The following is a 23,688-nucleotide window of genomic DNA, read 5'->3' on the forward strand; positions in this document are numbered from 1 at the left end:
TCACTCTCCAATAGCTGAAAGTATGGCGGCTTTGACTACGGCGATTTGCCATGAATAATCTTCAACGTCTTCGCCGGTCTGCAACTTGACTAAGGCCGTATCAGTTGAGTCATACGGCATGGATATATCAAGGCCATATTTAGAAGCTAAGTCCATAGCTTGCGACTTGCCTGTAGGGGTTTTAATTGTAGGCATCCAGTCGTCGCAATATTCGCCAGTTTCGCCGTCATTGCTTGACCACTCATCGCGACTCATAAACTCACCATCTAACGGGTATCGAGTCTTTTTAGTCCACCCCATACAATAAACAGCAGCCCACTCACACAACTGCTTCTCATCAGTACATTCGGTTATTTCGGTTGGGGTGGGTTTCATAAATCCTCCGATAGCGATACGTAGCATGATTCACATACTGGATTGATATCTTCATCAATATAAAGACTGTCTTCCTCGCATCTTCCGGTTGGCTCATCACACTGACAACACAGCTGTAATGTTCCCGGATAGTTTTGACTATTCCAGGCCTCATGCTCTGATTGACTCATTGCGCGCCTTACGCCGTTAGGCCATGTGTTCATAGATCAACCCTCCCCAATAACGTATGCTTCTACAGCCATTGCAAAATCTTTGTTAGTTTTTCCAAGAACGTACCAATGATTTTTTAACAATAATTCATAATCATAATCAGTTAGCTTTTTTGGTTTGATGAATCCTGAGTCAATTACAGCGCTTGCTATGGCGCTTGCTAAACCACTGCTCCTTATAGAGCCTTGAGAATTACTGATTAAAGTTAATGCTAAGTCTTTAATTTGTTCCTCCCGCCTCTTTTCGGCTTCTGTTTTGATTTCTCTGAATGTGACGGCTTGATTTCCAAAAAAGCTTACATATTGCTCACCATATTCAGCTGCATCACAATAAATAATTGCACCTTGCTTTTCGCATACTGCTTTAATTTTGCACTTAAACCAGTGGCCGCACCCAAGCTGATACTCGCACTCAGTACCAACCTCAGGCACCCATCCATCATTTGATTTAGTCATAGCTTTGCCTCCAGCCTATCTAGCCGGTTAGCAAGCATCGTCCGGTAAACAGACTTTGTTACAGGATTGGTTTCACGGTGATAAGCAATCAGAATTTCACCGATTGTTTTGCCGCTATTTGATTTAGTCATGGCAGATAATCCCCATATTCATCACATATTCTTCCAGTCTGCTTGTTAATGAAGTCAATCTGGTCGCTATGTCTATCTTGCCAGCCAGCATTGTTTATGCTGTTTGATAGCTTCACAAGAACCTCATAGAATTGAGCGTTTTCTTTGCCTCTCACATCTCTTATTCTTTTATCCATTAAATTTTGAATCTTGATACATAAATCAAAATCATTGGTTTTTGACTGAAACAAGTCGAACAGCTCTTTATCTTTAATTGTCATTTCCGTCTCCATTAAGCCGCAAATCTGCGTTGAACTTCATGCTCAATATTGCTTTCATCAATCCCCATGCGTTTTAAGCTGCTGAGTAGGTTGTCTAGGTAGTGCTGTTCTGGGTCATGTTCTGGCAGTACAGGGTCTTTCATCTTTTTCATGTGCCGGCCACCATTGTTTTTCAGTGCTTTAAAGTCGTCATGCTCTACGGCAAAATCAACGCCATGCCGTTTGATTCGGGCAGACATTGCAGAGCAAGTGCATTTAACAGCGGCTATCTCAATAAGCTCGTCTAATGTCATTTGCTGGCCTTTATAGTCGTAACGCTTTTTCATGCGCTCACCCTGGTTTAGCCTTGAATATGCCATCGCATCATAGGCTCCATACTTTGATAGCAGTAAGGCCATATAAGAGCGTCCTACGCCTTTAATATCAGCTAACTGTTTAACGGTTAAGTATTCGCCGTTGTATTCGTGTTTTGTTGGTGCTGGGCCTTTCATTTAGCTGTCTCCAGTTTGCTTGCTAGTTTCCGTTCACGTAGTTCTGACCTGTCAATCTCTACTGATAAAGGCGCGTCAATTCCGATACGCACTTGATTACCGTTGACCTCTAAAACTGTTACAACAACGTTGTCATTGATGCGTAATGATTGGCCTGGTGTTCTGTACTCGGTTAGCATCAGTTGATTCCTTGTTGTGGCAATTCATTACCCCAAGCATCCCAGCCATCAGCATTCTGACGAGCGAATAACTCAATGCGTGGCAGATCACCCATAAGCTTTACAATCCGGTCGCGAACCTCATCAGGCTTTTGCGAGTGCTTGCGAATGGTTGATTCGATAAATTGGCGTACTGAGGCATCAATACGTTTCGGCCTTCCTTTAACTGCGATTAAGCAATCTTCTGTATTGGCTCGGGTCCAGTTGCCCATTCCGATAAATGAAGTGCCAGCAAGCTTGTTTGTTTTATGCCAGGTGAAGCCCTTCATCGTTTTAAGTGTGAAGCCCCAAGCCTCAACCAGTTTTATTGCTTCCAGTGGCATAGGTGCAACGTGCCACATAAATAAAACACAATCATCGTCAGCAATGGATTTCACCGGCAACTGCATCAGATCAGACAAGTCCAAGCAGGGGTATTTATATCCGGCACCACGCTGACCGCTATTACATTTATCCCGATAACTCCATGGCGGATCTGCCAGAATGATCTGATACTTCTTATCTGGAAAATCATTTGCTGTATTTGGTGAGGCCATTGCCTTATTCCTTTGTTAAATGTCTTCTTACAGTTCGTTCATATCAATTTTGATTGCCGACTCTTTCCAGCTATCAAGATTGTTTAAATCGCAAGGCGGTTCTTCTTTGTTTTTATAGCCAGCTAACCACCAATGTTTTGAATGAAAAGTGCAGCCACAATCAACGCACTGAGACCAACTACCAAAGCCTGGATAAGATTGCTTTTTCAATTCATGCTCTGTGCTTTCCATTTGGCTACCTCTAAACTCAACCTGTTTACACCCTTTAGCCCCATTTAAGGGGCTGGTTGTTAATAAATCTGCAAGATTCTTGTCGTTATAAAAAACCTTCATTCCTCTGGAAGTGCGTCCTTTTTGGTGGTGCTTTTAGTCGGCCTTGCCGCCGTAGCTTTACCGCTTTCACGGTGATAGCGCCTACGGTTCTGCCAAGCTCTAGGCTTAACTGGTCTGCACCAACTTTGTAGTAAAGGTCGATCAAGTACTTCTCTTCTTTGGTAGTCCAGTCTTTGTGATGCTTAGTGTGAAACTGAGGGTTAAACCTCATTCTCAAGTTGGCGTCAAAGTGAACCTGGTCGCTCATGCTGCTTTCCTTACTTCGTCAATTTGAAACTTGCTTAAGAAATCAGCCTTAATCTTTTTGGCGATTTCGATTCGTTTTGAGAGAATTTTTATAAACGCATCATCACGGTAAATAATGATGTGCTTGAACTGCATATCCTTGCGTTTTGCGAATGGGTTATAGTTCGCGAAATACCAGTGGTCGGAACCTGTAACCAGCAAGGCTGTTTGTATTTGCACAAAGTGATCAAAGGCGGCATCCATCAAATCCTGATTGGTATTAATCAACAGGTTTTTGGCGTGCTCTAATGGGCTTTTGCATTTAACCTCTGCACCGGTGGAGATTAAGTCTAGTTCGTCGAAAATAACGCCATCAGGTGTGCAGCCAACCTCATTGGCATGGATATGCACTTGATTGTCACCGGTATGCAAAAACTCCAGTCCGGTTTTCTCAGCAAGCTTCATCATGCAATCAAGCTCGCGTTCTTCGCCGTTTCTGGTGTGGGCTGTGCTGAAATTCAAACTAGGGTCAAAATCAAACAGCGTCTCCATTGCCTTTTCTTCGGCATAGGTCGCTAGGCCTGTTGGTGGGATCTCAAACTTAATCACGTTGAGAGTTTTCTGTATCAGCTCACCGGTTAGTTTGAAATTGAACTTTCCAGACAAATCACCTACTAAAAACTTACGTTCACCATCAACAAATAACGGCTTAAGCACGTCATAAATATCGGCAAACTCAGTAAAACTGCTATCCGGTTCAGGCGTGTCCCACCCAGCCATCAGACGATGGTTTTCTGACGCAGTGAAGTTGCCTGCACGCGCCAAAAGCATTTCTTCACTCAGCATTTTCGGCCTCCACTTCGATTGGTTCGAAATTTTTAAGCGTCATCAGCTTTTCAAGTTGCTTTGATGTCAGCTTGTAAGAATTTGAAATGGTAGTAATGATGGACATTGCTGGCTTTTTACCGTCCCGCACCATGTCAGCCCACTGGGGGAACATTTCATCCATGCGATCTTGTGGGTATGAAGTGCTTTCAGCTGATTTCTGTTGCTGCGCTATCGACTCAGTACTGTTGACGATGTTGATTGCTTCATTCAGCTGTGATGCCTGAGCTAAATCAATTGGAGCCTTAGAAAGAACCTGCTTAATGGCTTTGGCCGCAAACATCTGCTCAGCCCATTTGTCGTGAGGACTGTATTCCTTTCCATCTTTCTGTGATTTCTTGCCAGCACTTGGTGACATGCCAATGATTTTTCTGATCAGGTCTGCAGAAACAAAGGTGTGCGTTTTGTTGCCGGTTTTGTCTTCCATTATCGAAACAATTACGCCGGTCAGATTAGCTTTAGCCCATGCATCATCTGAGCTTTTACGCTCAGCGAAATTGGGGTTAAAAATCATCTCTCTATCAAAGCCAAAACCGCTTTGGCTGAATTCATCACAGATATAAACAACGTCAGCAACAACTGAGTAACCGGCGCGCTTGGCAAGTACCTGCCAGCCTTTGTAGCCACAATCAAAGGTCGCTGCGCCGCCATAGCTAACTATGTAGCCTTGTCCAGCTTCTAGTGGTAAGTCCAGAGTTAATGCCTGCAGGCCGCAATTAATAATTGATTCAGGCGTGCATTTATCTAGCCCATAGCTCAAGCTCATTTTTAAGATGCGGGCCTTGAATGCTTCAATCTTTTTAGGGTTATTAGCCAGCAAGCCTTTCAATTGCTCTTTAATACCTTCCAAGGCAAAAGCATCCATCACCTTTGTTTCGCGTACTGATAGCTGATTAGTCATTATCGTCTTGCTCCTGTTTTTCGTTTTGCTCGTTGCTTTGTGCAAAAATCTCATAAAAAGCAGTTCTTTCTGCTTCGTTCAAGCCTTGCTCAAACTGTTTCTCTAAAGTAGGTTCTGCCATAGCCATTCCTAAAAATATTGCTGCTAAAAGTGCTAGGTCGCGTTTTGTGGTGGTCATTACTCACCCTTGGCCTTTGCCAATGCTCTATATGTTGCTGTGTACTCTGGCAATATTGAGTCAAACGATTCATCTTGCATGTGCTCATAAACCGCTTGACCGAGATTCTGTAAGGCCTCCAACAACTCCCTAGCCACATCAGCAGGAACCCATTCTGTTATTTCGCCGTGACCTGCTACTTCGGGGAGTAGGTAGGTTTTCATGGTCTTTGCTCCAGTGCTCTAAATAACGCTTCAGCTTCACCAATGGCATCCTCAGCCATATAATCAAATCTTGCATAATCTCTGGATGACAGTTTTTTCATCATTTCTATGGCTGCGTATTCAAGCTTGGTTAAACCATCAGCTGGGCCATGCTCGTGAAATGTGTCTCCATTAAAAAGCGGAATTGGCATAGCCGGTAGATCTGCGTTTTTCATATCAAAGCCCCTCATAAATTTTGGTAGCTGCCAGCATTACGGCTTCGTCAACTACTCTGTGTAATTCACCGCCACATGCAGGGCCTAAAGCTATGTCCTGCAAACCCTGCTTATATCGAGCAAGAAGGGCATCGTCTTCGTAGATAAATGAAGCAACGCAGTCTTCAACCGTCCAATCGTGATCGCCGTTGATAATGTCTGCAGCGATGGATTGAATACGCTCAGCAGGATTGATATACCAAGGGCTTAATGGATGCGTTGGATTGCGATTTGCACCGGCTTCTATGTCTTGTGGATAGTTCATCACAGCACCCCCAGCCATTTGCACACGACATAAAACAGCAGCCATGCAAATGCAGTTAAACCAAAGGCATTAAGCGCTATTTCGAGTAAGCCCATTGGAGGCCGTGGCTTTGGATATTCAGTCGAGCAACCGCCGACTATTTGAGCTGGATTTAGCTTTGCTGACTTCATGTTGTTTTGCTCCCGTGTTCTTGTGAACTTGAGAGCCATTATTGAACAACTGTTCCAACTATGTCAAGAACAATTGTTCCATTATTTTAAAATAATTGGCCAGCCGGGAACGGAGGGCGCTAAAAGCGACACAGAATAAGGATATTTATTTGATGTGGTGGTAAAGTGGGGCATGTAGTACTTACGTACTGGAGAAGGCAATGATTCTATATTGCGTTATTGGTTATGCTGTTTTTATGCGCGGCTTTTCATTAGAGATATTCAGCGACCATGCTGATGAAGACAACTTCTTTATGGGGTTTGTGGTGTTTGTGATGATGAATGCTATTGTGATTTATATCTGGCCTGCCTTATGGGTTTCCAGCTATATGGATCAGAAAAAAGCTAAACGATTACAACGCTGATAGATTGGCACCTGGCGCACCTGAAGACCTTTTCACCTTCAGCGTTAAGGTGCAGGAACCGCCATTTATGCTTGTGTATTTTGCACAATATACGCGTAACAGGTGTATGCCACGCAGTGTATATAATCATCAATGTGCGTGGGTATCGCCGTTTGAAACTTTGCGTGTAGCTTCGCGTTTGGCGGCATCTTCGATAAAAGCCTTTCCGTCAGGGTCGGCTTTATTCCAGTTATCAATTAAGGCTTCAATGTGGCGCATTTGCTTAATATCACCCATAAGCTGAGGCATAATCAATTGCCAACCAGTTAAGTTGAAAGCGGCAGCCAACTTGTCTGCGATCTCAATTGAAGGGCAACGCTCACCACTGAGTATGTAACGTATCATTCTCGCAGTAACACCGCTTTTCTTTTCCAAATCCTTTATTTCCCACTCGCAGATATCCATTAACCTTTTCAGGTTATTAACGAGGGTTTCCTGGGTAGATGGTTTGTTTTGCATATCATGTACTTTATACAAAACGCCGGGAAACTTTGTTCCTAATTTGAACGATTGTTCTTGACACGAAAAGGAACAGTTGTTCATAATAGACCCATGAATAAAAACTTATATGAGCAGACCATGAAGTTACTTAACGCCAGCGATTTATCGCCGGAGTTTGTGGCCTCCAATATTGGTGTAACCGGAAGATGGGTTCGCAAGGTTCGTGACGGAATCATTAAAGAGCCTGGCGTGCAAAAAATCCAGCGTCTACATGACTTCCTTAGCACGAATAAATCAGCCGCATAACAGCCTGCCTTCGGGTGGGCTTTTTTGTGCCTGATACGTTTTTGAAAGCTGATTTATCCATGGTTCAAGATTAACCGAGCCATGGCAAGAAAAAAATATTTAAGTTCCAGGAGTTCAAACAATGAATCAAGTTAAGTTAGCCATCTGGAGCACGACACACGAATACAAGGGCGGCAAGAACGGCGCTTTTCGTGAGCTTGCAGCCTTAATGGGTATCAGTGAGCAGGTTATGCGTAACAAAGCCTGCCCAACTTCTGATAACTCTCATTTCTCCCCTGAACAGCTTCTAACCCTGCAAAACCTCACAGATGACTATCGCATTAACAATGCCATGAGATTGGCTGAAAAGCGTGCTGGAGCAACTGAGCGGGGCGTTACTGAATCACTTCTGCATATCACGCACGAATTAGGATCAATGGCGCACATCATTACTGAGGCTGAGGCAGATGGTAAGTACACAGAACGTGAAAAAGCAGACTGCATTAGTCAGTTAAACCGCATTGAGAAAGCCTGTGAGCATTTAAAGCTGGCTATTCATCAGCAGGAAGCTGGCAAGCTGGTGAGGGCTGTTTAGTTAATGAAACACTCGATCCACGTTAATCAAAAACAAGCTATTGAGCTTGGGTTAACCAATGTTAATCAGGCGCACATACTTGACCTGCTTACTGGTGCGTCAACCTGGGCAACGCCTGAGATTGTAGATGGACAGGTTTATTACTGGGTATCACGTCAACGCATCAGCTCTGAATTGCCACTACTTCACTTAAAAGCCGACACCATTTACCGACACCTTAAAAGCTTGGCAGAAATTGGCCTTATTGAGTACATCAAGAAGGGCAAAAAAGACTGTATGAGATTGACAAAAAAAGGTCGCTCTTACTATGTCGGAAATAGATCCGAATTAGCTATGTCGGAAACAAATCCGAGTGAAGAAGAAAACTCGGAAATAGATCCGAATCACTATGTCGGAAATGAATCCGAAAATAACTCGGATTTAAATCCGACAGATCCTACTACTAATAACATCAGTCAAAAAGAAGATCAGGCTAAAGAGGAACCGCCTGAAAAAAATCACCATCAAAAAAATTCATCAAACCAACCGTTGCTGAAATTGCTGATTACTGCAAATCACGAAACAACGGAATAAATCCACAGAAGTTTTTCGATCACTACGAAACAAGTGACTGGATGCGTGGAAAAACCAAAATCAAAAACTGGAAGAACTGCGTTCATACGTGGGAGCAAAACGATACCGGAAGCAGAAAAGCAGCGAACGACTTCAGCAACAAAGACTACTCCGTAGGAACAGAAGGATTTATCACTAATGCTTGATTCAGAAATTCAAACGATTACATGCGAGAAACACGATTTTACTTACGAGGCAACGGTTTTAATGTTGGGTGGAAAGCCCCGCACTCAGCCATGCCCGAAATGCGTAGCAGAGTCTCAAGCGGAACATCAGGCAGAAACAGACAAGCTTGATGCATTAAACAAGCGCAGAGCTATTGAGCTTAAATTTTCACGCTCTGGCATACCGCCACGCTACACAACTAGAACCTTTGAAAACTTCAGGGCCGAAACGCCAGAGCAAACCAAAGCCTGGAAGATGGCGAAAGACTATGCCGACAACATTGCCAGCAAACAAAAAACTGGCGCTGGCTTAATCCTCTCTGGAAAGCCTGGAACCGGTAAAACCCACCTTGCTTGTGCTGTAGGTACGCAATTCCTTGAGGCAGGCGGCGCGGTTCTGTTTATCACCGTATCAGCCATGATCCGGCGAATACGTGAAACCTATCGCCAAGGCAGTAATAAAACTGAACAGGACGCTATCAACGAGTTTCGTGACATTGGCCTGCTAATTATCGACGAAATCGGTGTGCAAAAAGGCAGTGAAAGTGAAGAACACTTGCTGTTTGAAGTAATCAGCGAGCGTTACAACTATTTCAAGCCAACCATCCTGATATCAAATCACAACGCCGAAGAAGTGAAAGCCTACATAGGCGAACGCGCCTTAGACCGTATGCGTGAAGGTGGCGGCAAATTTATCAAGTTTGACTGGGAATCCTACAGACCAAAAGTGCAGGCGGATGAAAATCTACCGGACGCAGACAAAGCCCTTTACACAAGAGGCTATGACGCTAATAACGAATACGCCCAGTACATCTAGGAGCTAACCATGATCACAACTAACACCAGAACAAAAGACCCAGTAGATGGCGAAACAAATAATTTCGATCCAAAAGCAGCAGCAGCCGAAGCTTACCGAATTTTGAAAGAAAACGGCCCTATGTCCGGTGAAGACGTAACCATTGCCTGCAAGAAAGCTGGACACGTTCCTAAAGACGATAGGGCGTTTGGTGGTGTTTATTTTGGGTTGAGTAAGTCAGGAAAAATTATCCAAGTCGGTGAAGCCAGTAGAAGGCGCGGGCATAACACTTCAGGCGGTCGGATTTGGGGTGCGGTGTGAAAACAGGAAAAACAACTAGGAGCACGATATGAACTTATCAACATTGAACAGCAGTTTATTTGCACAGCTTGATCGTCTTGGTAGTGACGGCTTGAAAGGTGATGCCTTACGCGAAGAAATAGAACGCAGTAAAAGCATTGTTTCGGTCAGCGGTCAGATTATCGATAACGCAAAAATTGCCATACAAGCACATGAATTACAGCTTGAATACGGCATTAAATCACCACTGCCAAAAATGCTGGACCAGCTATGAAAGGCCGTCAAATTAAATACAGCCAAGCTGAGTTAGATTTCATCTATACGAATCGGGAAATGGTTCGCAGGGAATTAACTGATGCTGTAAACGCTAAGTTTGGTGCTAACCATAAGCTGGAAAATATCAAGGCACTTTGCACGCGTAAAGGCTGGTCAACAGGTCGCGACGGAAAGTTTCAAAAAGGCAATATCCCACACCCCGACGCTCATGCGAAAGGCCCGAATAAAACCACATTTAAAAAAGGTAACGTTCCAGTTAATCATCGACCGATAGATTCTGAACGGATCTCGAAAGACGGTTATATCGAAATCAAAATAGCTGAGCCAGCAAAGTGGCACGCCAAGCACCGCGTTGAATGGGAAAAGCACAACGGACCAATACCGAAAGGTCATATTGTTATTTTCGTTGATGGTAATCCACTTCACTGGCAGATAGAGAACCTGCAAATGATAAGCAGGGCAGAGCACGCGATTTTAAATAAACGTGGACTGAGAAACGTGCCAGACGAGGTTAAGCCAGTTGCGATTACATACGGACGTTTAATTAATCTGGTCCGTGAAAAATCCACAGCGAGAGCCGCCTAATGCTCTCCCGCACCTTCATATTCCTGGATGACCAGAGACGAGACAAAATTAAAGTTGGTCTTTACGAGTGCCTTAAGTCTTTACCGGCTGATAAGAAATTCAAAATCACGGTTCAGGATTACAAAGAACAGAAAACCATTGAGCAGAGAAACTTCTTTCATACCCTTTGCGGCATTTTAGGTGATGAGCTTGGCTACACAAAAGGCCAGATGAAGGAAGTAATCAAGCAAGAGTTAATGGGCAAGGAAACGGTAGTTATTTGCGGTGTAGAAAAAGAGATTACACGCAGTAGCGAGGAATTAGGCAAAGAGGAGTACAGCCAGCTTATCGAAACCGCTTATTAGGTAGGGGCTTTGATGGGCGTTTATCTTCCAGATGCGAGGTGGGCGGCATGAAATCCAAACCAACAAAACCAACCGATTTAAGCGATGACATTTTTGAGCTTTACACAGAAGAAGACTGCATCTTATTTGCCGGAATTGTTTTTGTAATCGCCATTGTAGTGGTGGCTTTGTTTGTGGGGTGGTTGGTGTGAAATCCAAAAAAATCAGAGACGCAGCCAGAGGCCAAGAATGCCAAGTCCGTTTACCCGGGATATGTGATGGCAATCCAGAAACAACGGTATTTGCTCATTTAAACGGCGGTGGAGGTGGAATGAAATCAAGCGACCTTCATGGCTGCTTTGCCTGCCATCAGTGCCATGCATGGCTGGATGGCGGCTATACCAAAACACATACACGCGACCAAAGAGATTTTGAGCACTTGATCGCAATGAAAAACACGCAATCGTTGTTGCTGAGAATGGGGCTGATAAAACTTGCATGACAAAGCACCAGCAGAGATTGCCAAGGCTATTTTTGCGATGCAAAGCAGGGCAGAGCAGGAAAGGGCGTTAAGTGATTGCCCGAATAACAAACAGACACGGCATTGTCTGAATATTTTTATTGAGCGCCGGAGACTATGCCGAGTCTTTGGTTGGAGTATGTGGTTATGAGTGAACAGCAAATTGAACAGAAGATTAATGACAAAGGCTTGAATGCACCAAGACTAAATCCGCAACACATCGATAATTGCATTGTTGCTGGCCAGTATCACGTTTTCCCTGGCACAACGACAACAGTGTGCTGCTTAACACTGGTAAACGGCTTCACGGTGGTGGGTGAAAGCGCCTGTGCAAGCTCTGAAAATTTTGATGAAGGAATCGGGCGGGAGATTGCCTTTAAAAATGCTAGAGAAAAAATATGGTTGCTGGAAGGTTATCTGCTACGCCAAAAACTCAGTGAGGCCTAATCATGCAAGAGACTAGATATTTTGATGATGATGGGCAGGCTCAAAAACTGCAAGAAGTTTTCATTTCGGAAAATGAGGAAAAATTAAAACAGGCGATGGACGCTCGACTTTTTGAGCTGCAAAAAGATGGTCATTTTTTAACGGGCAGAGCGCAATTATTCAACGCAAAAGGTAAACCCAAAAAACTTAAGCGTAAAGAAATCAAAATGCGGCGTAAGCAAAAGCATGCTTTTTGATATTAAGCCATTTAGCAAAGCCAAGGACGGCAGGCTAACAAATGATTAACAGCTTATGTGCCAAGTATCACGCAAAACAAATACTGGAATCACCAAGGCAGCAAAGACAAAAACTGTTCAACGAAGTACCAGCACATTTAAGACCAAGCGTTATGAAAATTGTGGTTAATGAGTTTGAGATGAGGAAGCGGAAATGAAAATTAAGAAAATAAAGCAGCTCAAAGTGAACTCATATCAGTTTGAGGTTAAGTGGGACAAGTCAGATTCCGGAGGCTCATTCAGTTATCCAGAGAAATTGATAAAGATAGGAGTCGATAATTCAGACAGTCTAATTTTCATGATTATTTGCCATGAACTAATGGAGATTTGCGCCTTAGAAATGAACGTCAGGTTTACCAGGCCGGATTGTGAAACCGATTACCTTTTTGCTTATGACCATAGACAGCACGAAACCATGATTAACATGTTTTCAAGCTTGATTAGCCAGTTTTTGGAGTAATTCAGGGTGTCTAAATACCGCCAAGCAGCAAGAGTGGATGAAAACCAAGCCGACATCGTTAAACAGCTTCGTCAACTAGGCTTCACCGTCCAAACAGGTATGGATGACATATTGGTTGGAGCTAGGGGGCGGACGTTTTGGTTTGAAATAAAAGACCCTGACAAAGCAGTTAAAAAATCAGGCGAGCTCAAGGCTGGAGCAATCAAAGACAGCCAAATTAAGTTAGCGGCGGAGTGGAAAGGTCATTACGCCATCGTTCACAGCCTGGAGCAGATATTGGAGCAGATAAATGGCTGACAACGTTGTAGGAATCAACTCACTAAAACCGCACATGACCGGCGAGGCTATTTGTCTTCATTGCGATCACAAATGGGTTGCTGTTGCCGAAGCTGGCACAAGGGCGCTGGACTGTCCTGAGTGCAGTTTAAGTAAGGGTGTTTACGTAGGAGTCGCCTCACCGTCAACGGCTTATCAGTGCGCCTGTGGCTGTATGCACTTTTTCATATCACTTGATGGCTACATTTGCGCCCTATGCGGCGAGCAGAATTGAGGAATATCTATGGCTGACATATTCGACCAAACAGATGAGCGAATGGAAAGAGAACAGGCATTACGCGACAAGCAAAGAGCTATTGAGGCGGCTAGGCCAAAAGCAGTGACAGAGGACTGCACTGATTGCGGGAATCGCATACCAATGGCAAGGCAAGCAGCGACAGGCGGCACAACAAAATGCGCCGAGTGCAAGGCTAACGAAGAACATTTGGGGAGGCATTACAGATGATTGATCGATTCAAGCGAATAAGGTCATGGCTAAAAATATCATTCACTTGGCTTTTTTGTGGCGGCAGAAGCTACACAAGGCTTTCGTTTCAAAGTTGTGAATCACTGGAGTCACTAGATAAAGAGCGGGACAGAATTAACTCTCACATTAAAAGCTTTCCTAATCATTGGGTTTATCGTGATTTTCAGAATATTTATCACGAACGAAAAATGGAGTTGTTTTATGGCTGGTAAAGGTTCAAGACAACGCCCAACAGATATGGACGCATACCGAGAAAACTATGAGCGAATTTTCGGCAAACCAATCTGCGCCCTAACCTCAAACAGCACTGAAACAGATAGGCATTACGAAGAGGCTGGGAATGTTAATGATGAAATGGAGCTCCATCAGAAAAAGATGTAATACCTAGACGGTGAATATGAATTGGGGGCGTGATTATGTTTGAAAAATTCATTATAGATGGTTGGTATTGTGTCGCTAAGAGAGTAGATGGTTTATGGGTTGTTTGGCTTAAAACCAAATCAAAACTTGAAGCCGATATTTTTTTTAACAGGCTTTCACCACCTTATGTGATTATGGGTGCAGGGCTTTCTCCCCGATTTTTGGAGCCAAGCTTGTCGTGGTGTCAATAATGCGTGCCGAAGTCGAGCGTATTTACATGAGCCTACTCGTTGAGATTGGCAGAGCAGGTAAAAAGGTCGGCATAAACATTGTCTGGAGCAACCGTAAAAAGCGTTTCATGCTGATACGTGAGGATGATTACAGGGTGATAGATATAGGCGAAGACAGCACAGCTAAATATCTGCTTGTAGGGCTTTATGACGGCGTTGGCGACTATCCTTTTTACTCAGACATATACGGAGACATTCATGCGTTCATACTCGAAGAAACCACGAAAGAGTACGGTTATCAGCCCGAACTTAAAGAGCTTGCAGAAGCAGGCTGATAAAGTTCTGTTCAAATGGGTGGCTGGCAAATACCTTGGCATGGATAACCTTGATATGCGATGCCCGGGTGATTATAGAGAACCTGTTGAAGATGCGCAGGTGGAGCTGTGTCACAAGCTATCAAAGCGGTGGAGCAAGCAAGACCAGTTGATTGCTAAAAAACGATGGGGCGAAGATGAGTCAAAACGCAGTGTTGCATCAATAGCATTACGTTATGGCTTAGGTAGAACGAAAGTCGATAACCGCATTGAGTGGATGAGGGACTGCGTGATTGAAAGTTGTGTAAAGGTTACGACTATTTACGGTTAATCAGGAGGTGGAAAAATGATCAGTTTTGTATTAAACGCTAAACACTCATCGGGCTGGCATAATATGCTTTTTGATCGGCACGGTAATGGTGAATGTGGAATTACTATAGTTGGTGAGGACGATGGAAAATCAATTCAATATGACTATGAAATAAGTGAAGGAGAAACGCTGGAGTTGATTCAGTTTCTTCAAAACAGCCTAAAAAAGCCAGAGATTAATTATGATTAATTTTCTGGACAAAAAAACCAACAATAAGGTGGTATAGTTCAGGTAAGGTGAGCGAACGCTCGTCTGAATTACATCACAGTACCGATTGAGAAGACAGGATAACTCCAGTCGTTTCTTTGGCGAGACAGTTGGTACTATAATGTAATAGGGTGATGGCTGAAAAAGTTGAGGTAATAAATTCCAACGCTGGCAACCGCGGATTGTCTCAGTCATCACTCTACCACTAACACCAAACCCCAATACAGAAATGTGTTGGGGTTTTTTATTGCCTGATATCCGGATTTTTAAATGAACATTATTGAACGAATAGACAGGTGGTATAGCTACATGACTTCAAGAGGCGTTCAGCTTAAACAGATAGCTGTGCATCCGCGTGACTTTATTTCAGCGCCGAGTCATTACGCAGGGATACCCATTGTCTGTCTGGGAAGTGTTTAATGACAGGTATCACCCATCACCTGGCTGAAACAGCCGCCACTATAGGAGCGAAGACAAACTACGGTGCAAGTGCCGGGTTACTGTTCTTAGGATGGCTCAGTCCGGAAGAGTGGACAGTTGTGGCTATCCTGGCAGGTATATTCTTTGCTGCAGCTGGTTTTTTAACGCAGTCACTGATGACTTGGTACTTCAAAAGCAAAACATTAAAGCTTGAGCAGATGCGGATAGAGGCAGAAATGGCTCGTAACAAAGCAAACAACCATCCATATCCGCATGAAATAGACGACAGAGACTGATAAATAACCCTCAAAGGAGGGCAGCATGATTGAGTTTATTTTCGCAGTGGCATTAAGCCAGCAGCAAATACACGATCAATGCATCTACCGCGCAGGTGTCGCCACCAACGTCCAGGAAATACGTCAACAAGGCGATGACTGGGAAGCGTTCAAATCAAACACCCAACGAATATACAAAGACGACGAAGGCTATCAAACCCTTCTCGGCATGGCTTATCTCGTCTACCACCAAATACCCATTGAACTAGAACACGACAAAGTATTTGAACTGATGTTCGATAGCTGTATCGCATCACATTACAAAGCCCATCGTGTTGGGCCTGAATTTACTTTATAAACCAGCCTATACGGTCAGTGACCAAACTCAGTGAGGGGCTATACAGATGGCAAGCAAGTATGACAAGGCGGCCTTGTTAGCTGACTTTCATACAGGTTCATATAGCCAGAGAGAGTTAGCCAAAAAATACAGAATTTCATTAGGAACCGTTAACACTGCGACCAAAGGCGTTGAAAAGAAAACTGAACGCCTTGTTCAGAAAAAAGTTGAAGTAATTCAAGAGAGTGCAGAATTAACGCCCGAAGAACTGAACGCAGTTGAACACTCTGTTCAGTTTAAAATCCAGTTGCTCAGAGATATTGAAGGATTTACCTCACAGGCAATGGGGAAGGCTAGAGACCTATTAACATCATCTGACTCAGGGTCAGACTTTAAGGCAGTGGTTGAAGGTGTCGACAAGCTTAGCGTTATGACGAAGTTAAACGACCGCCACGCCAAACCAACACAAATACAGAACAACAACAATACGCTAGTTGCCGACAAACTCGGAGAACTGGCTAACAGGTTGCCTAATTGAATGAGGTATTGCTAGACCGACAGTTTAAGCGGTGGTATGAGCTAAAAGACCATCCAGTACAGCTTGAGCTTGTCGATGCAGTTAGTAATGGCGTGCGATTCCCTGTAGTTGCGGCAGGAAGACGTTCAGGCAAAACAGAACGCTTTAAACGCTTTATTGCAAAGCAGGCAATGAAACATGCCGATGAGAAATACTTCATCGCAGCACCAACGCACGCACAGGTTAAAAAGATTTATTGGGATGACATGAAGGCATTCGGTCTTTCAGCCATCCATGAAAAACAGCCATCTGAATCAGAATTAAAGATTTACATTCCCAACGGAACTGAAATACACCTCATCGGCTTAGATAGGCCTGAACGGATTGAGGGTGTTAACTGGACAGGTGGCGGCATTGATGAGATTGCTGACATTAAAGCCCATGCGTGGGAGTCGCACATATTACCGGCGCTGAATACAGTAGACCCAACCAGAGCAGATTATCGCGCCTGGTGTTGGTTGTTAGGCGTTCCTGATGGTCTAAATCATTACTATGATATGGCTCAGTACGCACAGACGGCGAACGATCCACAGTGGGCTTACTATCACTGGAAAAGTGCTGAGATATTGCCGCCTGATGTAATCGAATCAGCCAAACGGCAGATGAGCGCCAAGCAGTTTCGGCAAGAGTTCGAGGCATCATTTGAAACGGTGTCCGGCAGGATTTACGAAGATTACAGTACCGAGAACCATACAGACCGAATTATTCAGCCACATGAGCAGTTGATCTGGATGCACGATCAGAACTACACCCCGCTATCCAGTGCAGTCGGTGTAAGGGATGAAAATAACGTGTTCCTACTTGATGAAATCGTCCTGACCTCAGCCATATCAAAGCAATCCGCTATTGAATTTGTGGAGCGGTACAAAGAGCACAAAAACAAAAACGTCATTATCTACGGCGATCCAGCAGGTAGAGCAGGCGAGAAACACGGACATAGTTCTGATTACACCGATATTGAGGGCGTACTGAAAGAGAATGGCTGGCAATACGAGCGAAGAGTCAAACCGGCCCATCCATCTATTAAAGACCGTCAGAACGCAGTCAGGGCAAAGATACGCACAGCAAGTGGCGATATCAGCCTGTATGTGAACCCTGTTACCGCTAAATGGTGTGATAAAGGCTTAGCCACAGTGCAATTGCAGGAAGGCTCAACCTTCCAGGAAGACCAAAAGAACCAATACCAACATATTACAACCGCTATCGGCTACATGATTGATTACGAGTTCCCGATAAATGACGACCTATTCAACATAAACGTGGGCTTTAATAATGGCAGTTGATACAACGCATTTAGATTACGCACAATGCTTACCAAAATGGCAGCTTGTACGTGATTGCGTGGAAGGCTCCCAAGCAGTTAAAGCCAGAGGGGAGTTATACCTTCCCAATCCTAACAAAGACGCTACCGATGCCGATGAGCGATACAAGGCTTATCGTTTGCGCGCACTGTTCGTCAACATGACCGCCAGAACCCGTAATGGTCTGGTCGGGATGGCATTTCGTAAAGCGCCACAAGTTGAGATCCCAACCAACCTGGATTACATCGAGGCAAATGCCACAGGCGATGGAATATCACTGGAGCAGTTAGGTAAAAACACAGTAGGCCATTTATTAGAGGTAGGTCGCTATGGCTTGCTTGCTGACTACCCTAAATCCGAATCAGGGCTATCAGCCGCACAGGTCAGAGATTTACGCTTACAGGCGAATATAAAGCCATACAAAGCAGAGAATATTATCAACTGGAAAACGCAGGCGATTGGTGGTGTTGTTGTTCTTTCATTAGTGGTGCTTAAAGAAGAGTACGACATCAGTGAGGATGAATTTGACACCTTTGAGAAATACCAATACCGCGTTTTACGTCTAGTCGATGGCGTATACACCATGCACGTTTATCGTGATGGGGCGATATACGAAGAAACCATTCCAACCGATGCCGCAGGGGTACGCTTTAGTGAGATCCCCTTTGTTATTGCAGGAGCGTATTCAAACGATCCCGATGTCGATGATGCGCCACTCTATGACTTAGCCGAAATTAACATCGCCCATTACCGAAACAGTGCCGACTATGAGGAAGGGGTGTTCATTCATGGTCAGCCAATGCTGCATATTGATATTGGCACAACCACAGCAGACCAGTGGACAAAGTTAAACCCCAAAGGCGTGATGGTAGGCTCAAGACAAGGCATTACGACAGCAGGCGGTGGCAGCGCACAGCTACTGCAAGCTCAATCCAATGCGGCCGCGTTTGAAGCGATGGAGCATAAAGAGAAACAAGCCATTGCATTAGGTGCAAGGCTCATTGAAGACAGCAAAGTCCCAGAGACAGCTACAGCCGCGATGATGAAATATGCAGGCGATAACAGTGTGCTATCAAACGTAGCACAAAACGCCTCAGAAGCCATTACCAAAGCATTAACCTGGTGCGCTCAGTTTATGGGTGCAAATGAAGAGGTCACGTTTGAGATCAATCAGGACTTTTACGACAAGACTTTATCGGCTCAAGAGATTATTGCTGATATTCAATTGCTGGACAGAGGCGTAATTGCTAAGTCCGATATGCGTAATGTACTCAGAAAAGTCGGCAAGATTGAAATGGAAAGAACCGACGAAGAGATTGACAGCGAAGCGGAAGATATAAGCCCTGTCATATGAGCAGTAATCAGGCGTTAATTGATGCGCTGACCTCACGCCAGATATTTATCGAGCGTTACGCCAAAGGTGATGCACAAAGACTTTTCAGAAAGTTGAACCGATTATCCATCGAATTGCAAGAAATGATAAGCCGTGATTATGGTCGGGTGGCCTCAGTCAGATTAATGCGGCGCATTGAACGACTATCACAGCAGATATTGACCGAATACAGCGATGATTTATCACAATCATTGATTGATTTTGCACAGAATGAGTCTGATTTTGCACAACAGGCGATTATTGCAGCCACGACAGCAACCCAGATCAATCCAGCATCACTGAACAGAATACGTGCGGTGATGACTGATGCACCGATGCAGTTACTGACATCAAGGGGTGTTGAGCGATTAACCATCAGTCAGGCGGCAACGCAATTCTCATCCAGCAAGAGCCGAGAGGTCACAAGGCTGGTTAGGGATGGCTTTACTGCCGGACGTACATCAGCAGAGATTAACCGAGACTTGACCGAGTTAGTATCGGGCAGGCTTAGAAATCAGGCCGAGGCGTTGGTGAGAACATCGACCAATCACATGGGCGGCAAGGCGCGTGAGATTGTCTACCAGGAAAATGCAGATGTCCTGATAGGTGAGCGTTATGTCGCAACGCTTGACGCCTCAACAACCATCGAATGCGCCAGCTTGGACGGGACCATCTTTCCAGTTGGTGAAGGCGTACAAACACCACGCCATTGGGGGTGCCGTTCTGTACGTGTCCCGGTTGTCGATCCTGAATATGATTTAGGCTCAGTGATTGAGGGCGAAAGAGCATCAATCGACGGCCCTGTATCAGCAAGAACAACGTACGGCGGCTGGCTCAAACGTCAGTCAAACGAAATGCAGGATGAGGTGCTAGGTAAAGAACGGGCGAAGCTATTTCGTTCTGGCAAGCTAGGTATCAAACGTTTTACCGATGACACTGGCAGAGTTTATACATTAGACCAACTTCGCGCCTTGAACCCCTTGGCGTTTAATTAATCAACTTACCCGCTCCGGCGGGTTTTTTATGCACGCGATCTGTGATCGCAACCCTGTGGGAGTGTAACCGTGGAATTAGAAGAAGCATTAAAAGTAATCGAGCAACAAAAGAAAGCTATCGAGGACGCAAAGGCCGCTCAGGATTCTATGCAGGCCAAGATGGACGAACTGCTGACAGAGACCAAGAAAGCCAAGCAGAAAGCCAAAGAGGAAGCGGAAGCCGCTGTATTAGCCTCTCAAGAGAAAGCTAAAGCAGAAGGTGATTACAAGGCGCTATATGAAGCGTCACAGGCTGAGAGCAAAAAGCACCAAGAAGAAGCTTTAGCCCTTCGCGAGCAAATCACCAACGAAAAGACATCATCTGAGGCGGCAAAAATAGCAGCGAGATTAACCAAAGATACTGCCAGAGCATCACTCTTGACTGAAAAGATTGAGTCGCGCTTAAAGCTTACGGATAACGGACTGAAAGTATTAGACGAATCTGGAAACCTGACCGTTTCATCAATTGATGATCTGGTTTCGGATATTACAAAGAAATATGACTTCCTTGTAGATGGTAGTCAGGCCAGTGGGGGTGGTGCTCCCGGTGGCGGCGGCGGTGCCGATATAAAGAACCCATTTAAAAAGGGTGAGCATTTTAATTTAACCAAACAGGCAGAGCTTTTGAAAAACAATCCGCAGCAAGCACAAGCTCTTAAAGCCGCTGCAAACCAATAGAGGAATAACCAATGGCTGTTACACAAATTTCTGATGTCATCGTCCCCGATGTCTTCAACCCTTACTTTATCGAGCGAACCACTGAGCTGACCCGCTTTTACATGGGCGGCATTGTGTCAAACGATAGTGTTCTTAACTCTTTAGCCCAGGGCGGCGGTAAGTTGATAAACATGCCGTTCTGGAATGATTTAACCGGCGCTGATGAAGTGCTGAGTGATTCCAGTTCATTAACGCCAGCTAAAATCGATGCATCACAAGACGTGGCGGCATTGCATATGCGTGGTAAAGCATGGCAGGTTAATGACTTGGCAAAAGCCTTGTCAGGTTCCGATCCCATGATGGCAGTCGGCAATCTGGTTGCTGATTATTGGGCGCGCCGTTATCAAGCACTTGGCCTTGCGTCATTAAAAGGTGCATTTGCGGATAACGTGGCAAACGATACCAGCGATATGACAGTCGATGCATCAGGTGCAACCAATGCTGATGTAAGCGCGTCAACCAAGTTCAGTGGCGACCTGTATGTCGATGGTCAGGCTACGTTTGGTGATGCAATTGGTACGGTGACTGGTATCGCAATGCATTCAACCGTGTACAGCAATCTTAAAAAACTGGACGCGATTTCTTTCGAGAAAGAGTCTGACGGCGAATCTGAGATTGAAACCTATCGCGGCGCGCGTGTCATTGTTGATGACAGCATGCCGTACACAGCAGCAGGTGGCGCGTTAACAACTGATACAGCACCTAAATACACCACTTACTTGTTTGGTAATGGCGCGTTAGGCTTGGGTCAGGGCAATGCACCTGTACCGAGTGAAACTGACCGTGATTCATTGGCAGGTAATGATGTACTGGTCACTCGTGCGCATTTCATCATGCACCCACGCGGCATCAAGTTCACCAGCTCAAGTGTTGCCGGTGCGACTCCGACTAATGCAGAGCTAGCAGCTGCAGCAAACTGGGATCGCGTTTATTCACGCAAAAACGTTCGTGTTGCTCAAGTTATCACTAACGGCTAAATTTGGAGGGGCGAAAGCCCCTTCTTTCTTTACAAAGGTGATATACAATGGGACTTGCAGCATTTAACCGTTTAAGACAACAGCAGGCGGCACAAAAGGTTTCGCCTGTCAATTACGATGACATTACAACCAAAGAATTAAAATCCATTCTGGCAGATAAGAATATTGACTATTCCAATGCCAGCGATAAAAAAGCAATATATGCGCTGTATCTTGCTACATTTGAGCGGGGTTAATCATGTTAGCTGATGATAGTAATCGAAATATCATTCAGGCGGTTCCACTATCGCCTAAGACGTATACAGGCACGCCAACAACAGCATTGACGGTTAAGCCCGGCAAATATCAAACCCTGACCGTTTTGGATGCAGGAACAGTCACAGTCGGCTTTACCGATAGCCCTGATTTAAGCTTCACCACAACAGGCTCAATGGCATTTGCACTAGATAAAACAGTCGATTCCATTACCTGTACGGTTGCGGTGCTACTGAGCTAATGGCTGTTACCGTTGAAACCGGCGCGGGCGTCTCAGGGGCAAACAGTTATGTCTCCGAGGCCGAGCTTACCGCTTATGTAACCAGTATCGGCAAAACCTTAACCGGCACAGCTGAAACCTTGCTGATACGTGCGGCGTATTACACTGAAACGCTGGAATTTATTGGCAACAAGCTCACCAAAGCACAGCGGATGCAATGGCCTCGCTCAAACGTGAAGCTGGATGGTTTTGACGTTGAGGAAGACGAAATCCCCGAAACCTTGAAACTGTTACAGATGGAAGTTGCAATTTCCATTGATGAAGGTGTCGATCCAACAGCCGATCCAGAACGCTTACCCATACGAAACAAGGTAGGCGAGATTGAAGAAGAGTATTCTGATTCAGGTTATCTCTATCAGGAAATGGCTCCGCATATCTTAAACCTTGCTAACAAACTGATAGGCGTAAGAACAGGCGGCTGTAACTTTACGGTGACAAGGGGATGAGTTATCAATCAGCACTGGCAACCGCCAAACGCCTCATAAACAAGAAAGGCAAAAACGTCACTATTACCCGCCAGGTGGATTCGGTATTCGATCCGGTAGTAGGCACAGACACATCAACCGAACAATCGCAAACCATTAAAGCAGTTGTGTTGCCCGTAACAGGCGGCAAGGCGAAGGACTTAGACCAACGCTTTAAACTTGATAGTTTTACAATTGACAAGCTCGCATATTTCATTATGTACGGCAATGATTTAGCCTTTCAGCCAGAATCAGGGCAGAAGGTCGCTATCGGCTCAGAAGATTGGACAATATTGGGCGTAACACCCACCAACCCGAATGAAGGCGACCCGATTATTTACGAGATTGCAATACGGTTATGAGTTTTACGTTAGATATGCAGAACTTCATCAGCAAAACGGAAAGGGATGCTGGCAAAGTGTTTCGCGGTACGGCGCTTGGCATGTTCTCAAGAATAGTTACACGAACACCTGTTAAAACCGGACGATTACGCGCCAACTGGATACCGTCCATTAACAAGCAGTCCAACCGTACAACAAAGCGTACTGATAAATCAGGCGGCTTAACCATTACCGCCATCAATGCAGTGACAGGCAAAGGTAGTGCAGGCGATACGCTTTTTTTAACCAATAACCAACCCTATGCGCAATCTGTTGAGGATGGCAGCTCAAAACAGGCTCCAGCAGGCATGGTTAAGGTCACTGTGACTGAGTTTCAGCGTGAAGTAGGCCAGCAAGCACGAAAGCTTAGGTAATCAAACCAAATTCATTAAAAGCCCCTTAAC

50 protein-coding genes are annotated in these 23,688 nt (G+C 44.8%); 33 read left to right on the forward strand and 17 right to left on the reverse strand.

Translation table 11 applies throughout. The features are described from left to right. The 16 genes from AC08OG_RS06065 to AC08OG_RS06140 form a co-directional block, all read right to left on the reverse strand. Window positions 1-375: a hypothetical protein gene (locus AC08OG_RS06065; RefSeq protein WP_482930332.1), complete on the reverse strand. Its 375-nt coding sequence runs from the start codon at window positions 373-375 to the stop codon at window positions 1-3. Window positions 376-581: 206 nt separating this feature from the next. Then, a complete protein-coding gene (locus AC08OG_RS06070; protein WP_482930333.1) occupies window positions 582-1,040 on the reverse strand; it encodes a hypothetical protein in 459 nt (152 codons plus the stop codon). Further along, on the reverse strand, window positions 1,037-1,171 hold the full coding sequence (locus AC08OG_RS06075) for a hypothetical protein (RefSeq protein ID WP_482930334.1): 135 nt from the start codon (window positions 1,169-1,171) through the stop codon (window positions 1,037-1,039). Before AC08OG_RS06075 ends, AC08OG_RS06070 begins: the two co-directional genes overlap by 4 nt. Then, entirely contained in the window at window positions 1,168-1,431 is a 264-nt protein-coding gene (locus AC08OG_RS06080) for a hypothetical protein (RefSeq protein ID WP_482930335.1), read from the reverse strand. The genes AC08OG_RS06075 and AC08OG_RS06080 overlap by 4 nt, the downstream gene beginning before the upstream one ends. A gap of 11 nt (window positions 1,432-1,442) precedes the next feature. Beyond that, entirely contained in the window at window positions 1,443-1,922 is a 480-nt protein-coding gene (locus tag AC08OG_RS06085) for a hypothetical protein (RefSeq protein WP_482930336.1), read from the reverse strand. Beyond that, window positions 1,919-2,101 (reverse strand): carbon storage regulator, encoded by a 183-nt coding sequence (locus tag AC08OG_RS06090; protein ID WP_482930337.1) that lies wholly within the window; start codon window positions 2,099-2,101, stop codon window positions 1,919-1,921. Before AC08OG_RS06090 ends, AC08OG_RS06085 begins: the two co-directional genes overlap by 4 nt. Further along, window positions 2,101-2,676, reverse strand: coding sequence for an MT-A70 family methyltransferase (locus AC08OG_RS06095; protein WP_482930338.1), 576 nt, complete (start codon window positions 2,674-2,676; stop codon window positions 2,101-2,103). Before AC08OG_RS06095 ends, AC08OG_RS06090 begins: the two co-directional genes overlap by 1 nt. A 27-nt stretch (window positions 2,677-2,703) precedes the next feature. Next, entirely contained in the window at window positions 2,704-3,009 is a 306-nt protein-coding gene (locus AC08OG_RS06100; protein ID WP_482930339.1) for a hypothetical protein, read from the reverse strand. Continuing rightward, window positions 2,993-3,256 (reverse strand): hypothetical protein, encoded by a 264-nt coding sequence (locus AC08OG_RS06105; RefSeq protein ID WP_482930340.1) that lies wholly within the window; start codon window positions 3,254-3,256, stop codon window positions 2,993-2,995. Before AC08OG_RS06105 ends, AC08OG_RS06100 begins: the two co-directional genes overlap by 17 nt. Then, a complete protein-coding gene (locus tag AC08OG_RS06110) occupies window positions 3,253-4,080 on the reverse strand; it encodes a PDDEXK family nuclease (protein WP_482930341.1) in 828 nt (275 codons plus the stop codon). Before AC08OG_RS06110 ends, AC08OG_RS06105 begins: the two co-directional genes overlap by 4 nt. Beyond that, complete coding sequence (locus AC08OG_RS06115; RefSeq protein WP_482930342.1) at window positions 4,070-4,984, reverse strand: recombinase RecT; 915 nt, start codon at window positions 4,982-4,984, stop codon at window positions 4,070-4,072. Before AC08OG_RS06115 ends, AC08OG_RS06110 begins: the two co-directional genes overlap by 11 nt. Before the next feature lie 28 nt (window positions 4,985-5,012). After that, a complete protein-coding gene (locus AC08OG_RS06120; RefSeq protein ID WP_482930343.1) occupies window positions 5,013-5,198 on the reverse strand; it encodes a hypothetical protein in 186 nt (61 codons plus the stop codon). After that, entirely contained in the window at window positions 5,198-5,401 is a 204-nt protein-coding gene (locus AC08OG_RS06125) for a hypothetical protein (protein ID WP_482930344.1), read from the reverse strand. The genes AC08OG_RS06120 and AC08OG_RS06125 overlap by 1 nt, the downstream gene beginning before the upstream one ends. After that, window positions 5,398-5,616: a hypothetical protein gene (locus AC08OG_RS06130; RefSeq protein WP_482930345.1), complete on the reverse strand. Its 219-nt coding sequence runs from the start codon at window positions 5,614-5,616 to the stop codon at window positions 5,398-5,400. The genes AC08OG_RS06125 and AC08OG_RS06130 overlap by 4 nt, the downstream gene beginning before the upstream one ends. Before the next feature lies 1 nt (window position 5,617). Continuing rightward, window positions 5,618-5,920: a hypothetical protein gene (locus tag AC08OG_RS06135; RefSeq protein ID WP_482930346.1), complete on the reverse strand. Its 303-nt coding sequence runs from the start codon at window positions 5,918-5,920 to the stop codon at window positions 5,618-5,620. Beyond that, window positions 5,920-6,090, reverse strand: a complete 171-nt coding sequence (locus tag AC08OG_RS06140) for a hypothetical protein (RefSeq protein WP_482930347.1) — start codon at window positions 6,088-6,090, stop codon at window positions 5,920-5,922. Before AC08OG_RS06140 ends, AC08OG_RS06135 begins: the two co-directional genes overlap by 1 nt. Before the next feature lie 200 nt (window positions 6,091-6,290). Between AC08OG_RS06140 and AC08OG_RS06145 the strand changes: the two genes are divergently transcribed. Then, window positions 6,291-6,494, forward strand: a complete 204-nt coding sequence (locus AC08OG_RS06145; RefSeq protein ID WP_482930348.1) for a hypothetical protein — start codon at window positions 6,291-6,293, stop codon at window positions 6,492-6,494. A gap of 129 nt (window positions 6,495-6,623) precedes the next feature. Here the strand turns inward: AC08OG_RS06145 and AC08OG_RS06150 are convergent, their stop codons facing one another. Next, window positions 6,624-6,992, reverse strand: coding sequence for a helix-turn-helix domain-containing protein (locus AC08OG_RS06150; protein ID WP_482930349.1), 369 nt, complete (start codon window positions 6,990-6,992; stop codon window positions 6,624-6,626). A 120-nt stretch (window positions 6,993-7,112) separates the two neighbouring features. On the opposite strand from AC08OG_RS06150, the gene AC08OG_RS06155 reads away from it, so the two are divergent. From AC08OG_RS06155 to AC08OG_RS06310, 32 genes are all read left to right on the forward strand, one after another. Further along, window positions 7,113-7,280: a hypothetical protein gene (locus tag AC08OG_RS06155; RefSeq protein WP_482930350.1), complete on the forward strand. Its 168-nt coding sequence runs from the start codon at window positions 7,113-7,115 to the stop codon at window positions 7,278-7,280. A 121-nt stretch (window positions 7,281-7,401) separates the two neighbouring features. Next, a complete protein-coding gene (locus tag AC08OG_RS06160; protein ID WP_272996838.1) occupies window positions 7,402-7,854 on the forward strand; it encodes a phage regulatory CII family protein in 453 nt (150 codons plus the stop codon). 3 nt (window positions 7,855-7,857) lie between these two features. Continuing rightward, complete coding sequence (locus tag AC08OG_RS06165; protein WP_482930351.1) at window positions 7,858-8,427, forward strand: hypothetical protein; 570 nt, start codon at window positions 7,858-7,860, stop codon at window positions 8,425-8,427. A 177-nt stretch (window positions 8,428-8,604) separates the two neighbouring features. Then, window positions 8,605-9,447, forward strand: coding sequence for an ATP-binding protein (locus tag AC08OG_RS06170; protein ID WP_482930352.1), 843 nt, complete (start codon window positions 8,605-8,607; stop codon window positions 9,445-9,447). Window positions 9,448-9,456: 9 nt separating this feature from the next. Continuing rightward, entirely contained in the window at window positions 9,457-9,747 is a 291-nt protein-coding gene (locus AC08OG_RS06175) for a hypothetical protein (RefSeq protein WP_482930353.1), read from the forward strand. 28 nt (window positions 9,748-9,775) lie between these two features. Beyond that, the gene (locus tag AC08OG_RS06180; protein WP_482930354.1) at window positions 9,776-10,000 is read left to right on the forward strand and encodes a hypothetical protein; all 225 of its coding nucleotides are present in this window, start codon (window positions 9,776-9,778) and stop codon (window positions 9,998-10,000) included. After that, window positions 9,997-10,587 carry an HNH endonuclease signature motif containing protein gene (locus AC08OG_RS06185; RefSeq protein WP_482930355.1) on the forward strand — a complete coding sequence of 197 codons (591 nt, stop codon included), beginning with the start codon at window positions 9,997-9,999 and terminating at the stop codon, window positions 10,585-10,587. The genes AC08OG_RS06180 and AC08OG_RS06185 overlap by 4 nt, the downstream gene beginning before the upstream one ends. Further along, window positions 10,587-10,931 carry a hypothetical protein gene (locus tag AC08OG_RS06190; RefSeq protein ID WP_482930356.1) on the forward strand — a complete coding sequence of 115 codons (345 nt, stop codon included), beginning with the start codon at window positions 10,587-10,589 and terminating at the stop codon, window positions 10,929-10,931. Before AC08OG_RS06185 ends, AC08OG_RS06190 begins: the two co-directional genes overlap by 1 nt. A 47-nt stretch (window positions 10,932-10,978) precedes the next feature. Further along, window positions 10,979-11,122 (forward strand): hypothetical protein, encoded by a 144-nt coding sequence (locus AC08OG_RS06195; protein ID WP_482930357.1) that lies wholly within the window; start codon window positions 10,979-10,981, stop codon window positions 11,120-11,122. Further along, a complete protein-coding gene (locus AC08OG_RS06200; protein WP_482930358.1) occupies window positions 11,119-11,412 on the forward strand; it encodes a nuclease domain-containing protein in 294 nt (97 codons plus the stop codon). Before AC08OG_RS06195 ends, AC08OG_RS06200 begins: the two co-directional genes overlap by 4 nt. Before the next feature lie 165 nt (window positions 11,413-11,577). Continuing rightward, entirely contained in the window at window positions 11,578-11,877 is a 300-nt protein-coding gene (locus tag AC08OG_RS06205) for a Gp49 family protein (protein ID WP_482930359.1), read from the forward strand. 2 nt (window positions 11,878-11,879) lie between these two features. Continuing rightward, a complete protein-coding gene (locus tag AC08OG_RS06210) occupies window positions 11,880-12,113 on the forward strand; it encodes a hypothetical protein (RefSeq protein ID WP_482930360.1) in 234 nt (77 codons plus the stop codon). 505 nt (window positions 12,114-12,618) lie between these two features. Beyond that, on the forward strand, window positions 12,619-12,909 hold the full coding sequence (locus AC08OG_RS06215) for a hypothetical protein (protein ID WP_482930361.1): 291 nt from the start codon (window positions 12,619-12,621) through the stop codon (window positions 12,907-12,909). A 295-nt stretch (window positions 12,910-13,204) separates the two neighbouring features. Beyond that, window positions 13,205-13,393 (forward strand): TraR/DksA C4-type zinc finger protein, encoded by a 189-nt coding sequence (locus AC08OG_RS06220; RefSeq protein ID WP_482930527.1) that lies wholly within the window; start codon window positions 13,205-13,207, stop codon window positions 13,391-13,393. 222 nt (window positions 13,394-13,615) lie between these two features. Further along, a complete protein-coding gene (locus tag AC08OG_RS06225) occupies window positions 13,616-13,795 on the forward strand; it encodes a hypothetical protein (protein ID WP_482930362.1) in 180 nt (59 codons plus the stop codon). Window positions 13,796-13,830: 35 nt separating this feature from the next. Then, on the forward strand, window positions 13,831-14,025 hold the full coding sequence (locus AC08OG_RS06230) for a hypothetical protein (RefSeq protein ID WP_482930363.1): 195 nt from the start codon (window positions 13,831-13,833) through the stop codon (window positions 14,023-14,025). Next, window positions 14,025-14,339 carry a hypothetical protein gene (locus tag AC08OG_RS06235; RefSeq protein ID WP_482930364.1) on the forward strand — a complete coding sequence of 105 codons (315 nt, stop codon included), beginning with the start codon at window positions 14,025-14,027 and terminating at the stop codon, window positions 14,337-14,339. The genes AC08OG_RS06230 and AC08OG_RS06235 overlap by 1 nt, the downstream gene beginning before the upstream one ends. 40 nt (window positions 14,340-14,379) lie before the next feature. Then, window positions 14,380-14,649, forward strand: coding sequence for a hypothetical protein (locus AC08OG_RS06240; protein ID WP_482930365.1), 270 nt, complete (start codon window positions 14,380-14,382; stop codon window positions 14,647-14,649). Window positions 14,650-14,664: 15 nt separating this feature from the next. Beyond that, the gene (locus tag AC08OG_RS06245; RefSeq protein WP_482930366.1) at window positions 14,665-14,877 is read left to right on the forward strand and encodes a hypothetical protein; all 213 of its coding nucleotides are present in this window, start codon (window positions 14,665-14,667) and stop codon (window positions 14,875-14,877) included. A 437-nt stretch (window positions 14,878-15,314) separates the two neighbouring features. Next, a complete protein-coding gene (locus tag AC08OG_RS06250; RefSeq protein ID WP_482930367.1) occupies window positions 15,315-15,611 on the forward strand; it encodes a phage holin in 297 nt (98 codons plus the stop codon). A 25-nt stretch (window positions 15,612-15,636) separates the two neighbouring features. Beyond that, window positions 15,637-15,948 carry a hypothetical protein gene (locus AC08OG_RS06255; RefSeq protein WP_482930368.1) on the forward strand — a complete coding sequence of 104 codons (312 nt, stop codon included), beginning with the start codon at window positions 15,637-15,639 and terminating at the stop codon, window positions 15,946-15,948. Window positions 15,949-15,994: 46 nt separating this feature from the next. Beyond that, window positions 15,995-16,465 carry a hypothetical protein gene (locus tag AC08OG_RS06260; protein ID WP_482930369.1) on the forward strand — a complete coding sequence of 157 codons (471 nt, stop codon included), beginning with the start codon at window positions 15,995-15,997 and terminating at the stop codon, window positions 16,463-16,465. Beyond that, entirely contained in the window at window positions 16,462-17,787 is a 1,326-nt protein-coding gene (locus AC08OG_RS06265; RefSeq protein WP_482930370.1) for a terminase large subunit domain-containing protein, read from the forward strand. Before AC08OG_RS06260 ends, AC08OG_RS06265 begins: the two co-directional genes overlap by 4 nt. Then, a complete protein-coding gene (locus tag AC08OG_RS06270) occupies window positions 17,777-19,159 on the forward strand; it encodes a DUF4055 domain-containing protein (protein ID WP_482930371.1) in 1,383 nt (460 codons plus the stop codon). Before AC08OG_RS06265 ends, AC08OG_RS06270 begins: the two co-directional genes overlap by 11 nt. After that, a complete protein-coding gene (locus AC08OG_RS06275) occupies window positions 19,156-20,172 on the forward strand; it encodes a phage minor head protein (RefSeq protein WP_482930372.1) in 1,017 nt (338 codons plus the stop codon). The genes AC08OG_RS06270 and AC08OG_RS06275 overlap by 4 nt, the downstream gene beginning before the upstream one ends. A 69-nt stretch (window positions 20,173-20,241) precedes the next feature. Continuing rightward, window positions 20,242-20,889: a hypothetical protein gene (locus AC08OG_RS06280; RefSeq protein WP_482930373.1), complete on the forward strand. Its 648-nt coding sequence runs from the start codon at window positions 20,242-20,244 to the stop codon at window positions 20,887-20,889. Between the two features lie 11 nt (window positions 20,890-20,900). Further along, complete coding sequence (locus AC08OG_RS06285; protein WP_482930374.1) at window positions 20,901-21,905, forward strand: major capsid protein; 1,005 nt, start codon at window positions 20,901-20,903, stop codon at window positions 21,903-21,905. 47 nt (window positions 21,906-21,952) lie between these two features. After that, a complete protein-coding gene (locus tag AC08OG_RS06290; protein WP_482930375.1) occupies window positions 21,953-22,141 on the forward strand; it encodes a hypothetical protein in 189 nt (62 codons plus the stop codon). A gap of 2 nt (window positions 22,142-22,143) precedes the next feature. Continuing rightward, on the forward strand, window positions 22,144-22,401 hold the full coding sequence (locus AC08OG_RS06295; protein WP_482930376.1) for a hypothetical protein: 258 nt from the start codon (window positions 22,144-22,146) through the stop codon (window positions 22,399-22,401). After that, window positions 22,401-22,886 (forward strand): DnaT-like ssDNA-binding protein, encoded by a 486-nt coding sequence (locus tag AC08OG_RS06300; RefSeq protein ID WP_482930377.1) that lies wholly within the window; start codon window positions 22,401-22,403, stop codon window positions 22,884-22,886. The genes AC08OG_RS06295 and AC08OG_RS06300 overlap by 1 nt, the downstream gene beginning before the upstream one ends. Next, a complete protein-coding gene (locus AC08OG_RS06305; RefSeq protein ID WP_482930378.1) occupies window positions 22,883-23,266 on the forward strand; it encodes a hypothetical protein in 384 nt (127 codons plus the stop codon). Before AC08OG_RS06300 ends, AC08OG_RS06305 begins: the two co-directional genes overlap by 4 nt. Continuing rightward, the gene (locus tag AC08OG_RS06310) at window positions 23,263-23,658 is read left to right on the forward strand and encodes a hypothetical protein (RefSeq protein ID WP_482930379.1); all 396 of its coding nucleotides are present in this window, start codon (window positions 23,263-23,265) and stop codon (window positions 23,656-23,658) included. Before AC08OG_RS06305 ends, AC08OG_RS06310 begins: the two co-directional genes overlap by 4 nt. Window positions 23,659-23,688 lie beyond the last annotated feature (30 nt).

This window comes from Methylophaga sp. F7, assembly GCF_056863975.1.

Coding starts and splice junctions, on each gene's coding strand:
- AC08OG_RS06225 (WP_482930362.1), top strand. CDS start 13,616: ATGGCTGGTAAAGGTTCAAGACAACGCCCAACAGATATGGACGCATAC.
- AC08OG_RS06205 (WP_482930359.1), top strand. CDS start 11,578: ATGAGTGAACAGCAAATTGAACAGAAGATTAATGACAAAGGCTTGAAT.
- AC08OG_RS06065 (WP_482930332.1), bottom strand. CDS start 375: ATGAAACCCACCCCAACCGAAATAACCGAATGTACTGATGAGAAGCAG.
- AC08OG_RS06145 (WP_482930348.1), top strand. CDS start 6,291: ATGATTCTATATTGCGTTATTGGTTATGCTGTTTTTATGCGCGGCTTT.
- AC08OG_RS06240 (WP_482930365.1), top strand. CDS start 14,380: ATGGATAACCTTGATATGCGATGCCCGGGTGATTATAGAGAACCTGTT.
- AC08OG_RS06125 (WP_482930344.1), bottom strand. CDS start 5,401: ATGAAAACCTACCTACTCCCCGAAGTAGCAGGTCACGGCGAAATAACA.
- AC08OG_RS06175 (WP_482930353.1), top strand. CDS start 9,457: ATGATCACAACTAACACCAGAACAAAAGACCCAGTAGATGGCGAAACA.
- AC08OG_RS06150 (WP_482930349.1), bottom strand. CDS start 6,992: ATGCAAAACAAACCATCTACCCAGGAAACCCTCGTTAATAACCTGAAA.
- AC08OG_RS06290 (WP_482930375.1), top strand. CDS start 21,953: ATGGGACTTGCAGCATTTAACCGTTTAAGACAACAGCAGGCGGCACAA.
- AC08OG_RS06195 (WP_482930357.1), top strand. CDS start 10,979: ATGAAATCCAAACCAACAAAACCAACCGATTTAAGCGATGACATTTTT.
- AC08OG_RS06135 (WP_482930346.1), bottom strand. CDS start 5,920: ATGAACTATCCACAAGACATAGAAGCCGGTGCAAATCGCAATCCAACG.
- AC08OG_RS06255 (WP_482930368.1), top strand. CDS start 15,637: ATGATTGAGTTTATTTTCGCAGTGGCATTAAGCCAGCAGCAAATACAC.
- AC08OG_RS06140 (WP_482930347.1), bottom strand. CDS start 6,090: ATGAAGTCAGCAAAGCTAAATCCAGCTCAAATAGTCGGCGGTTGCTCG.
- AC08OG_RS06110 (WP_482930341.1), bottom strand. CDS start 4,080: ATGCTGAGTGAAGAAATGCTTTTGGCGCGTGCAGGCAACTTCACTGCG.
- AC08OG_RS06130 (WP_482930345.1), bottom strand. CDS start 5,616: ATGAAAAACGCAGATCTACCGGCTATGCCAATTCCGCTTTTTAATGGA.
- AC08OG_RS06105 (WP_482930340.1), bottom strand. CDS start 3,256: ATGAGCGACCAGGTTCACTTTGACGCCAACTTGAGAATGAGGTTTAAC.
- AC08OG_RS06190 (WP_482930356.1), top strand. CDS start 10,587: ATGCTCTCCCGCACCTTCATATTCCTGGATGACCAGAGACGAGACAAA.
- AC08OG_RS06220 (WP_482930527.1), top strand. CDS start 13,205: ATGGAAAGAGAACAGGCATTACGCGACAAGCAAAGAGCTATTGAGGCG.
- AC08OG_RS06305 (WP_482930378.1), top strand. CDS start 22,883: ATGAGTTATCAATCAGCACTGGCAACCGCCAAACGCCTCATAAACAAG.
- AC08OG_RS06120 (WP_482930343.1), bottom strand. CDS start 5,198: ATGACCACCACAAAACGCGACCTAGCACTTTTAGCAGCAATATTTTTA.
- AC08OG_RS06165 (WP_482930351.1), top strand. CDS start 7,858: ATGAAACACTCGATCCACGTTAATCAAAAACAAGCTATTGAGCTTGGG.
- AC08OG_RS06185 (WP_482930355.1), top strand. CDS start 9,997: ATGAAAGGCCGTCAAATTAAATACAGCCAAGCTGAGTTAGATTTCATC.
- AC08OG_RS06090 (WP_482930337.1), bottom strand. CDS start 2,101: ATGCTAACCGAGTACAGAACACCAGGCCAATCATTACGCATCAATGAC.
- AC08OG_RS06170 (WP_482930352.1), top strand. CDS start 8,605: ATGCTTGATTCAGAAATTCAAACGATTACATGCGAGAAACACGATTTT.
- AC08OG_RS06260 (WP_482930369.1), top strand. CDS start 15,995: ATGGCAAGCAAGTATGACAAGGCGGCCTTGTTAGCTGACTTTCATACA.
- AC08OG_RS06085 (WP_482930336.1), bottom strand. CDS start 1,922: ATGAAAGGCCCAGCACCAACAAAACACGAATACAACGGCGAATACTTA.
- AC08OG_RS06160 (WP_272996838.1), top strand. CDS start 7,402: ATGAATCAAGTTAAGTTAGCCATCTGGAGCACGACACACGAATACAAG.
- AC08OG_RS06155 (WP_482930350.1), top strand. CDS start 7,113: ATGAAGTTACTTAACGCCAGCGATTTATCGCCGGAGTTTGTGGCCTCC.
- AC08OG_RS06070 (WP_482930333.1), bottom strand. CDS start 1,040: ATGACTAAATCAAATGATGGATGGGTGCCTGAGGTTGGTACTGAGTGC.
- AC08OG_RS06115 (WP_482930342.1), bottom strand. CDS start 4,984: ATGGATGCTTTTGCCTTGGAAGGTATTAAAGAGCAATTGAAAGGCTTG.
- AC08OG_RS06210 (WP_482930360.1), top strand. CDS start 11,880: ATGCAAGAGACTAGATATTTTGATGATGATGGGCAGGCTCAAAAACTG.
- AC08OG_RS06245 (WP_482930366.1), top strand. CDS start 14,665: ATGATCAGTTTTGTATTAAACGCTAAACACTCATCGGGCTGGCATAAT.
- AC08OG_RS06295 (WP_482930376.1), top strand. CDS start 22,144: ATGTTAGCTGATGATAGTAATCGAAATATCATTCAGGCGGTTCCACTA.
- AC08OG_RS06250 (WP_482930367.1), top strand. CDS start 15,315: ATGACAGGTATCACCCATCACCTGGCTGAAACAGCCGCCACTATAGGA.
- AC08OG_RS06230 (WP_482930363.1), top strand. CDS start 13,831: ATGTTTGAAAAATTCATTATAGATGGTTGGTATTGTGTCGCTAAGAGA.
- AC08OG_RS06270 (WP_482930371.1), top strand. CDS start 17,777: ATGGCAGTTGATACAACGCATTTAGATTACGCACAATGCTTACCAAAA.
- AC08OG_RS06095 (WP_482930338.1), bottom strand. CDS start 2,676: ATGGCCTCACCAAATACAGCAAATGATTTTCCAGATAAGAAGTATCAG.
- AC08OG_RS06080 (WP_482930335.1), bottom strand. CDS start 1,431: ATGACAATTAAAGATAAAGAGCTGTTCGACTTGTTTCAGTCAAAAACC.
- AC08OG_RS06100 (WP_482930339.1), bottom strand. CDS start 3,009: ATGAAGGTTTTTTATAACGACAAGAATCTTGCAGATTTATTAACAACC.
- AC08OG_RS06300 (WP_482930377.1), top strand. CDS start 22,401: ATGGCTGTTACCGTTGAAACCGGCGCGGGCGTCTCAGGGGCAAACAGT.
- AC08OG_RS06075 (WP_482930334.1), bottom strand. CDS start 1,171: ATGACTAAATCAAATAGCGGCAAAACAATCGGTGAAATTCTGATTGCT.
- AC08OG_RS06285 (WP_482930374.1), top strand. CDS start 20,901: ATGGCTGTTACACAAATTTCTGATGTCATCGTCCCCGATGTCTTCAAC.
- AC08OG_RS06180 (WP_482930354.1), top strand. CDS start 9,776: ATGAACTTATCAACATTGAACAGCAGTTTATTTGCACAGCTTGATCGT.
- AC08OG_RS06310 (WP_482930379.1), top strand. CDS start 23,263: ATGAGTTTTACGTTAGATATGCAGAACTTCATCAGCAAAACGGAAAGG.
- AC08OG_RS06235 (WP_482930364.1), top strand. CDS start 14,025: ATGCGTGCCGAAGTCGAGCGTATTTACATGAGCCTACTCGTTGAGATT.
- AC08OG_RS06275 (WP_482930372.1), top strand. CDS start 19,156: ATGAGCAGTAATCAGGCGTTAATTGATGCGCTGACCTCACGCCAGATA.